The 316-nt window shown below is 73.1% G+C and carries 1 protein-coding gene; it reads left to right on the top strand.

The window, feature by feature from the left end:
* On the top strand, positions 1-316 hold a 316-nt coding region (locus TW83_RS19130), incomplete at both ends, for a carboxyltransferase domain-containing protein (protein WP_045984381.1).

The following is a 316-nucleotide window of genomic DNA, read 5'->3' as shown; positions in this document are numbered from 1 at the left end:
CGTGGCCGAGATCGTGCCCGCCGCCCGCACGCTGATGGTGACCACCGATCCCGGCGTGGCGGCCGATGCGGCGCTGGCCCGCGCCGTGCTGGCCCGCCAGCCCGCGCCGGGCACCGCGCCTGCCCCCCGCGCGACCGAGACGGTCGAGATCCCCGTGACCTATGACGGCGAGGATCTGGCCGAGGTGGCGTCCCTGATGGAACTGACCACGGACGAAGTCATCGCCGCCCATCAGGCCGCGACCTGGCAGGTGGCCTTCTGCGGCTTTGCGCCCGGCTTCGCCTACATGACCTGCGCCGATGCGCGCTTTGACCTG

The sequence above is a fragment of the Paracoccus sp. S4493 genome, assembly GCF_000967735.1.
In the GTDB taxonomy this organism is placed as follows: Bacteria; Pseudomonadota; Alphaproteobacteria; order Rhodobacterales; family Rhodobacteraceae; genus Paracoccus; species Paracoccus marcusii.
Note: the sequence above shows the minus strand (reverse complement) of the source record. Positions and strands in the feature narration are given on the sequence as shown.